This is a genomic window from Nocardia veterana NBRC 100344, from assembly GCF_000308855.1.
Classification (GTDB): Bacteria; Actinomycetota; Actinomycetes; order Mycobacteriales; family Mycobacteriaceae; genus Nocardia; species Nocardia veterana.
Genome location: NZ_BAGM01000191.1, coordinates 1 through 7,738, shown reverse-complemented (window position 1 = coordinate 7,738; position 7,738 = coordinate 1). Strand labels below are relative to the sequence as shown.

The 7,738-nt window shown below is 69.4% G+C and carries 7 protein-coding genes; 4 read left to right on the top strand and 3 right to left on the bottom strand.

Annotation, left to right across the window (positions count from 1 at the left end):
- The coding region (locus ON37_RS26910; RefSeq protein WP_040723297.1) for an RsbRD N-terminal domain-containing protein at positions 1–410 on the bottom strand (410 nt) is incomplete at its 3' end.
- A gap of 154 nt (positions 411–564) precedes the next feature.
- Positions 565–789, bottom strand: coding sequence for a hypothetical protein (locus ON37_RS26905; protein WP_245553523.1), 225 nt, complete (start codon positions 787–789; stop codon positions 565–567).
- Positions 790–965: 176 nt separating this feature from the next.
- Between ON37_RS26905 and ON37_RS26900 the strand changes: the two genes are divergently transcribed.
- The 4 genes from ON37_RS26900 to ON37_RS26885 all read left to right on the top strand — a co-directional run bounded on the left by ON37_RS26900 (position 966) and on the right by ON37_RS26885 (position 6,562).
- A complete protein-coding gene (locus tag ON37_RS26900) occupies positions 966–2,177 on the top strand; it encodes a lipase family protein (protein WP_040723292.1) in 1,212 nt (403 codons plus the stop codon).
- A 361-nt stretch (positions 2,178–2,538) separates the two neighbouring features.
- Positions 2,539–3,852 carry a lipase family protein gene (locus tag ON37_RS26895; protein WP_245553521.1) on the top strand — a complete coding sequence of 438 codons (1,314 nt, stop codon included), beginning with the start codon at positions 2,539–2,541 and terminating at the stop codon, positions 3,850–3,852.
- A 423-nt stretch (positions 3,853–4,275) separates the two neighbouring features.
- Positions 4,276–5,478 carry a PucR family transcriptional regulator gene (locus tag ON37_RS26890; protein WP_157171604.1) on the top strand — a complete coding sequence of 401 codons (1,203 nt, stop codon included), beginning with the start codon at positions 4,276–4,278 and terminating at the stop codon, positions 5,476–5,478.
- Positions 5,479–5,530: 52 nt separating this feature from the next.
- Entirely contained in the window at positions 5,531–6,562 is a 1,032-nt protein-coding gene (locus ON37_RS26885) for an alpha/beta hydrolase (RefSeq protein ID WP_083893317.1), read from the top strand.
- Positions 6,563–6,618: 56 nt separating this feature from the next.
- Here the strand turns inward: ON37_RS26885 and ON37_RS26880 are convergent, their stop codons facing one another.
- Positions 6,619–7,245 carry a YdcF family protein gene (locus ON37_RS26880; protein WP_051032095.1) on the bottom strand — a complete coding sequence of 209 codons (627 nt, stop codon included), beginning with the start codon at positions 7,243–7,245 and terminating at the stop codon, positions 6,619–6,621.
- Between the last annotated feature and the right edge of the window lie 493 nt (positions 7,246–7,738).

Here is a 7,738-nt window from a genome sequence, read left to right as displayed (position 1 = left end):
CTGGTGTTGTCGTTGTTGCTGTTGCTGTTGGCGGGGTTGGTGCGGGTTTTGGTGGTGGCGTTGGTGACGACGAGGTCGAAGCCGATTTTGAAGCCTTCGTGGATGGCGTGGTGGATGGTGTCGATGGGGACGCCTTCGCGGGCCCAGGCGGCGGCGGCGTCTTTGAGGCGTTCGGTTTTTTCGGGGATGTCGCGGCCGTCGAGGAGGCTGATGGCGAGTTCGAGGCAGGTGCGGGTGATGGTGGTGATGTCGCCGTGGATGGCGTCGCCGGGCAGGGTGCCGCAGGGGGCGACGTTTTCGACGAAGTGGCCGACCATGTGCCGCGACAGCGACCACACATCCTTCAACGGCGACGACATCGGCCGCCCCGAGAAGGTGAGACCGGACCGGCTCGAGCTGTCCACGGTCATCGCTGACTCCTTCTGTTCCCGAACTATCTGTTGCGGCGGTTTACGCTAACCGTCGGCGGGGATGGCGCGGGCGCTTCGCGGATCGTCTGTGTCGAAATCGAAGCAGGTCGGCGGGTCGTTGTGACCGTTCACAGCCGACGGCGAGGGTTCGGATTCATCGATGCCACAATCGTCGGCACGGCAGGGGACGCAGCCCCGGGCGGACCATGCCGTCGACGGTGACCGCCAGACCCGAATGCACCGCGGCCGCGGCGAACTCCCACGCTTCGGCGCGGGTGGCGGCGTATTCGAGGATCAGCTCGTCACCCGGGCCGGCGCCGTCGAAGTAGACGGTGATCCGGCGGGTGGGGGCCTCGGGGACGGTGTCGGGGATGTCCATAGCCGCGCTCCTTTGCATCGGTGCAGGAACGAAGCTACGTACTCGCGGGTAACGCAAACAGGTTTCAGCCCGGAATTCATCGCGTAACACAGGGCCTCGAGCGGCCTGCTTGTGATTTGTCAGGACCGACCCTGCCGGTTTGGGTAGGTTTCGCGCGCGCGATAATCTCTTGGCCCATGGGCCTTACCGCAGTCCGGCGCGCGTTGTGCACCACCGCCGGCGCTCTGCTGCTCTTCGCTGCCGCGACGACTTCCGCACCCGCGCAACCGATCTACCCGGCGCCGGACCCGGACCCGTTCTACGCCGCGCCCGCCGACATCGCCGAACACCACCCCGGCGACGTGCTGGCGACCCGGCCGCTGCCGCCCCTGGCGATCTTCCCCGATACCGACATCACGCTGATCAAGTTCCGCTCCACCAATTCCGAGGGCAAACCGATCGCCGCCACGACCACGGTGCTGACGCCGCGCAAGCGCGCCGCCGACGGTCCACTGCTGTCGTATCAGACGATCATCAACGGCCTGGGTACCGCGTGCGGTGTATCCCATGTGCTGTACACGCAGAACCCGGATCTGATGGTGCGTGAGGCGCCCGCCTACAACGTGGTGCTGCAGCGCGGCTGGAGCATCGCCATGCCCGACCATCTGGGACCGCAGTTCGCTTACGGCGCAGCGCGTCTGGGCGGTCAGATCACGCTGGACGGAATTCGCGCCGTGCAGCGCGCTGGGCTGAAACTCGAGCACAGTCCGGTGACGATGGCCGGATATTCCGGCGGCGGGATGGCCACGGCCTGGGCAGCCGCGCTGGCGCCGGCGTACGCGCCGGAACTGCGCATCGCCGGCGCCGCGGCCGGTGGTGTGCCGATGAACATGGTGAAGATGCTGGAGGGCCTGGGTTACGGCTCGCACCCGGCGTTCGGCCTGGCGATGGCTGCCGGGCTCGGACTCGAACGCGAGTACCCGGACCGCTTCCCGCTCTCGGAGCAGCTCAACGACAGGGGTATGGCCGCGCGCAAGGTGATGGCCGACAGCTGCACCAACGGCCTGCTGGCCGCGGGCGCGGGGCACGGCATCACCGAGTTCGCGAAGACCACGTCGATGACCGAGGATCCGGTCGCGCGCAAGGTGGTCGAGGACAACAGCCTCGAGCTCTACACCGACAGTGTCCCGAATATGCCTGTGCTCGAATGGCATTCGCCGATCGACGGCCTGATTCCGATCGACTCGATCGTCAACACCGATCGGCGCTGGTGCCAGGCCGGAGTTCCGGTGCAGTCCGAGGCGATTCCGGTACCGGATCACCTCACCGCCGCGGTCCTGGGCCTGCCGCAGGTGCTGAACTGGCTCGACGGCCGGATGCACGCCCAGCCGGTGCCGAGCAACTGCTGAGCCGCCCACCTGCGCCGCGGGTCCGCGTGCCGAATTCGGTATCGATGCGGACTCACCCCGCACACGATCCGAACACGCCGCCCGGGCAGGGGGATTCGCGCCGGTAATCTCGTGACACTTGGTTCGGCGCGGAACTCGGGTCGGGGTGCGCGCGCGAGCCGGCGGTGAGCTCTAGTGGGGGTGCGCGATGCGAATCCGGCACGTTCTGGTCACGGTGCTGCTGCTCGGTTGTGGTCCGGTCGCGGGGACCGCGGCAGCGCAACCGCCGATACCGTTGCCCGCCTTACCGTTACCCGCGATCTCGTTGCCCGGATTACCGGGCCCTCCGATCGCGGCTGCGCCCCCGGCTCAGGATTCGGCGGTGCCGAACGCGGCGTCGCCGCAGCCGACGACGCTGCCCGCACTGGGTCTCGCGTTACCGCAGGTACAGCAATGGATCGACGTCCTGGTGCCGCCGCCACCCATTCCGGTGGCCGATCAGGCGGCCGCCGGGGCGGCCGGTGTCACCGCCGAGCTGGCTCGGCTGCAGCAGGCCGTCATGCCGTCCTCGGCGGGTGATCCCCTGTTCGACGACTGGCCCGCCGACCTCACCCGCCTGCGTCCCGGCGACGTGATCGCGACCCGCGACGTCACGGCGACCGCCGCGCCGTTGCTCATGGTGCCCGTCCGGCAGGCGCTACAGCTGAAGTTCCGCACCACCGATGCCCACGACGGACCGTCGTATGCGACTGCGACACTGGCCGTTCCGGCCGCGCCGTGGCCCGGGCCGGGCGGCCGTCCGGTGCTCGTGAACAACCTGCCCATCGATGCGCTGGGCCGTACCTGCACGCCGGGCTACACGCTGGCGCACGGTTTCACCGGTGATACCGGCACCACCGATTTCGTGCCGCCCACCACCCAGCTGGCGCTGCTGCGCGGCTATGCGGTGCTGATCCCGGACCACGAGGGACCGCGGATGGCGTATGCCGAGCCCTACGTCGCCGGGCATGCCGTACTCGATGCGATCCGGGCGATGCGCGCGGCCCTGCCGGTCGAGTTCGGTGACAGTCACTACGCGATGCACGGGTACTCCGGCGGAGCGATCGCCACCCGCGGGGCAGTCGCGCTGATCGATTCCTACGCACCGGAATTGGCGCCGGTGATCGTCGGCGCCGCGTTGGGCGGGGTACCGGCCGACTATCAGATCCTGTCGCAGAGCATGAACGCCAACTTCGCGTCGGGTGTGTTTCTCGCCGCCACCTTCGGGGTGGGGAGGGAGCGGCCGGAAATCCTCGCTCGGATGAACAATCTGGCCCGCTGGGCGGCCCTGTCGCCGCTCAAGGACACCTGCGCCGGAGTCTTCGCCATGCCGGGGGTGTTGTCGCTGCCGATCGACATCGCCGCCGACACCCCGGACCCGCTGCACAGCGCGCTGGCCGACGACATCTACCGGGTGACCCGGATGCAAGGGATGAAATCTGCTGTGCCGCTCTATGTGTACAACGGCGAACAGGAGTTCTGGATTCCGGCCGCGGGTGCGCGCGAATTCTATCGCGACCAGTGCTCACTGGGAGTCGCGGCGGTTTATCGGAGCGTGCCCGGCGAACACATCATTGCGGCCGGATTAGGGTATCCGGAGGCGATGGGCTGGGTGGATCAGCGCTTACAGGGTGTGCTCGCACCGACCGAATGCTGAACAGCCGCATTCGTTCCTACCTGCCTTCCACGCGAACTTTGTGTCCCGACCCCAGTTGCCGTCGTCGCGATTCATGAATTGTCATCGGATCGCGGAGGATTCGGGTTCCGGTGATTTCGTGGCCGTACCGTGATGTGCACGCGGCACCGGTTTTTGCGCGGACGGTGCCGCGTTCGGCACCCGGCGAACCGCACCTCACGAGGAAAGGAGGCCTGCCTGCGGACGTCGGACCGGCCACCTGTGGACGCCCGGATTCCGAGCCGACGTTCACGGCGCACAGTTCGGGCCACGGCACCAGGACTTCCAACCCCTTCCTCGACGCGGTCGCTGTGCGTAGCGGTGGAATCGTCCGCCGGGTGCACCCTCACCCCAAGGCATCCGGCGGGCGCACCTCGCGTGGGGGACAGATTCCGGAGCGACTCGATGACATCATCCGCACCCAGCCTGGCGGCGACTCTGACCCGACGTGCGCGCACCGACGTGCCCACCACGTCCTCCGGCCACCGAGCCGAACTCGGCGCCGGAGTGCGCGAATGTCTCGCCCTGGCCGCCGATCTGGTGGCCGACCCCGATCCGGTGCCCGCGGATGCCGCACGCCTGGCCGAGCTGGTCGGCCGCGCCGGCGCCTGGGCGCGGGAGGGGATCGACCTCGACACCGTGCTGCGCGCCTATCACGAGGCCGTGCGGCGAGCCTTCGCCGATCTGGCCGATGGCCGCGGCGACGGCGAGGAGTTGATCGCCGACGCCGATCAGGCGTTGCGCTTGCTCGAGACGGTCACGGTGGCGACCTCGGCCGCCTACCTCGACGAACATCGTTCGGCCGCACGCCATCACCAAACCGCGGCACAGACCCTGGTGACCGCGTTGCTGAGCGGGCACGGTCGCGCCGAACTGGCCCGCCGCACCGGGATCGCCGTCGCACCGGCATACCAGGTGGTGGCGCTGGCGATCGCCCCGCATCCCGGCGAATCCGATCCGCGCCGCAATGCGGAATCGGTGGCGCGCCGCAAACTGCGCCGCCTGCAGAGTGCGCTGGCATCGGTGCTGGGTTCGCACGCGCTGTCGCTGCTGTCGGTCGACGGCGGAATCGTCCTGGTACCCATGGCTGCCGACCAGGCCGGGGCAGGGGGCAGGATCGACGCACCGGCGCTGACCACCGGCACGCTGGATGTGCTCGCCACCGCGGCCTCGGTTCCGCTGACCGCCGCCGTGGTCAGCGGCGCCACCGACCGGATTCCGGAGTTGGCGGCGCAGGCGCGCGAGCTGCTGGACCTGGTGCGCGCGCTGGACCGCCCGCCCGGGCTGTACGAGATCGCCGATGTCGCGGTCGAATACCAGCTCACCCGCCCCGGACCGGCTCGAGCACATCTGGCGGCCACGTTGGCGCCGCTGTCTCCGCATCCGGAACTGCTGGAAACCCTGCGCGCCCACGTGGATTCGGGGCTCGATCGCAAATCCACGGCACTGCGTCTGGGCATCCATCCCACCAGCGTGGCGCACCGGCTGCGCCGCATCGAACGGCTGACCGGAATCGAGTTGAGTCGCCCGGACGGCATCACTCGTGCGAGTCTGGCTCTGTTGGCCTTCGATCTCGGAACCGATGTTTGTAGCGAGGAGTATGCGTGACCACAGCCGCGACCGGTTGCGATCCTTTCGGCGCAACGGGGGCGGGGCAGCGATGATCACTCGGGCGGCGCTGGGCGTCGCGCTGGCCGCGGCCACCACCGCGCTGGGGGCCGCACCCGTCTGTGCCGATCCCGCGCCGGCGCCACCGGCGATCGATCCGGCGGTGACCGCCACCGCCTTGGTGCGCGCGGAAACTCGGGGTCCGGCCTGGGAACGGCTGTACGTGGCCTCGGCCGCGATGCGGCGCCTCGTCCCGGTCGACGTGCTGCGCGGTGCGGGCGACGGGCCGCGCCCCACGGTGTACCTGCTCGACGGTGTGGAGGGGGCCTCGACCTCGGGATGGCTGACCGAGGGCGACGCCGCACGGTTCTTCGCCGGCAAGCCGGTCGACGTGGTGTTGCCCGGCGGCGGAGTCGCCAGCATGTACAGCGATTGGGATCGATACGACGGCACTCTCGGCCTCAATCGCTGGGAGACCTTCCTCGTCGACGAACTGCCGCCGATCGTGGAGCGGTATCTGCACTCCGACGGTCGCCGCGCGATCGCGGGCGTGTCGATGGGGGCGCAGGCCGCGATGATGCTGGCCCAGCGCCATCGCGGGTTCTATCGCGCGGTCGCGGGGATGAGCGGATGCTATTCCGCTGCCGACCAGGTGGGCCAGGCCGTCACCCGGATCACGGTGGCCTCTCGCGGCGGAAATCCGGAAAACCTCTGGGGGCCACCGGATTCGCCCGAATGGGCGGCACACGACAGCTTCCTGCGCGCCGAGGATCTGCGCGGAACCGCGATCTACCTGTCGGCGGCCACGGGGCTGCCCAGCCCGCCGGATCTGACCGCGATCGCGACGGCCCACGATGTGGCCGGGGCGTTGCAGGCGGCGGGCGGTGGGGTCGCCTTGGAAGCCGGGGCTCGCACCTGCACCGAACGATTCGCGGCGCGGCTGGCGGAGCTGAACATCCCGGCGACGGTGCGTTACATTCCCGCCGGCACCCATTCCTGGCCGGATTTCACCGCCGCCCTGCCCTCGGCGTGGGACGCGCTGGCCGCGGGCCTCGGTATCGCGCGGACCTGGGGTCCGCGCTGAGGTTGGGGCGCGGCTCGGGACGAGACTCGAGCTGAGGCCGGGACCCGGGGTTGCGGCTACCGCGCCGGCCCGAGAACGTCGAGCACGACGGGCGGAAGGTCCTGCGGGCTGAGCGTTGCGACCACCGGAACTCCCGCGTCGAGGAAATCGGCCACGGCGCGGGGCATGTGATCGGCGGAGGTCACCAGCACCGCATCGCCGGCGCCGAGGGCATGCATCAATTCGGCTGAGTTGGCCGCGTTTTCGATGGTGTCGCAGGCGCGCGACTCGAGGTGGATCCGCTCCGCGGGCATGCCGTGTCCGAGGAGCCAGCGCGCCATGGCGTCGGCCTCGGTGGTGCCCGCCCGCGGATTGCCGCCGGTCACGATGATCGGGGAGGCCGGGGAGACCATCGCCTGCAGCAGAGCCGCCTGCAGCCGCGCGACGAGCTCGGGCCGCATCGTGCCGTCGGGCAGCAGGCCGTAGCCGAGGACCACGATGGCGGTGCTCGGGCCGTGCGGGGCGGGCAGCGGCGGGAGCGGGTCGGCGACCGTGCGCAGCTGGTCGACGGCGCCGGCCACATCGGGCAGGGGATCGGCGGCGGCGCCGGGCGCTACGGTCACGGTGAGCGCGCCGACCAGCAGCGCGGCGGCGGCGAAGAAGCGAATACCGGTGGGCCGCAACGCGGTACGAAAGCCGGACATCGGGACTCCAGACGACGTGGGCCGTACCACGTCGGGACGTGGACCGGGCCGGGGACGGACAACTCGGTGGTGATGATCCGATATCTGTTCGTGATTGCGTCGTAATCGGTTGTATCGCTGGATATTTCACGGCGCGGCGGCCATCGGCCTGGTGAGTGCGCCGCTGCCGGAACATTTCCGCACCGTCCCGGCCGTTCGATTCGTGCTGTGCGATCTCACTGCGACTCGAACGGCGTCTCGTGAGATTCCGAAGACACCGGCCGAGCGGCTGTCGGTGGGCTTTGCGTGACCTTAGCGTCTCCATTCGGATTCGGCGTCGCGGCTCGCTGTCGGGCACCGGAACAAAGAACACCGATGTTCTGAGAAAGGTTCACGCATGAGACCAAACACCCGCCGTTGGTCGCGTAGCGCCACGGTCGTCGTGGGGGTTTCGTTGTTGGCCATGGGCTTCGCGGGGATCGGCGCCGACGCCGATCCGATCGCAGCGCCGAAT

Coding starts and splice junctions, on each gene's coding strand:
- ON37_RS26890 (WP_157171604.1), top strand. CDS start 4,276: ATGACATCATCCGCACCCAGCCTGGCGGCGACTCTGACCCGACGTGCG.
- ON37_RS26880 (WP_051032095.1), bottom strand. CDS start 7,245: ATGTCCGGCTTTCGTACCGCGTTGCGGCCCACCGGTATTCGCTTCTTC.
- ON37_RS26885 (WP_083893317.1), top strand. CDS start 5,531: ATGATCACTCGGGCGGCGCTGGGCGTCGCGCTGGCCGCGGCCACCACC.
- ON37_RS26905 (WP_245553523.1), bottom strand. CDS start 789: ATGGACATCCCCGACACCGTCCCCGAGGCCCCCACCCGCCGGATCACC.
- ON37_RS26900 (WP_040723292.1), top strand. CDS start 966: ATGGGCCTTACCGCAGTCCGGCGCGCGTTGTGCACCACCGCCGGCGCT.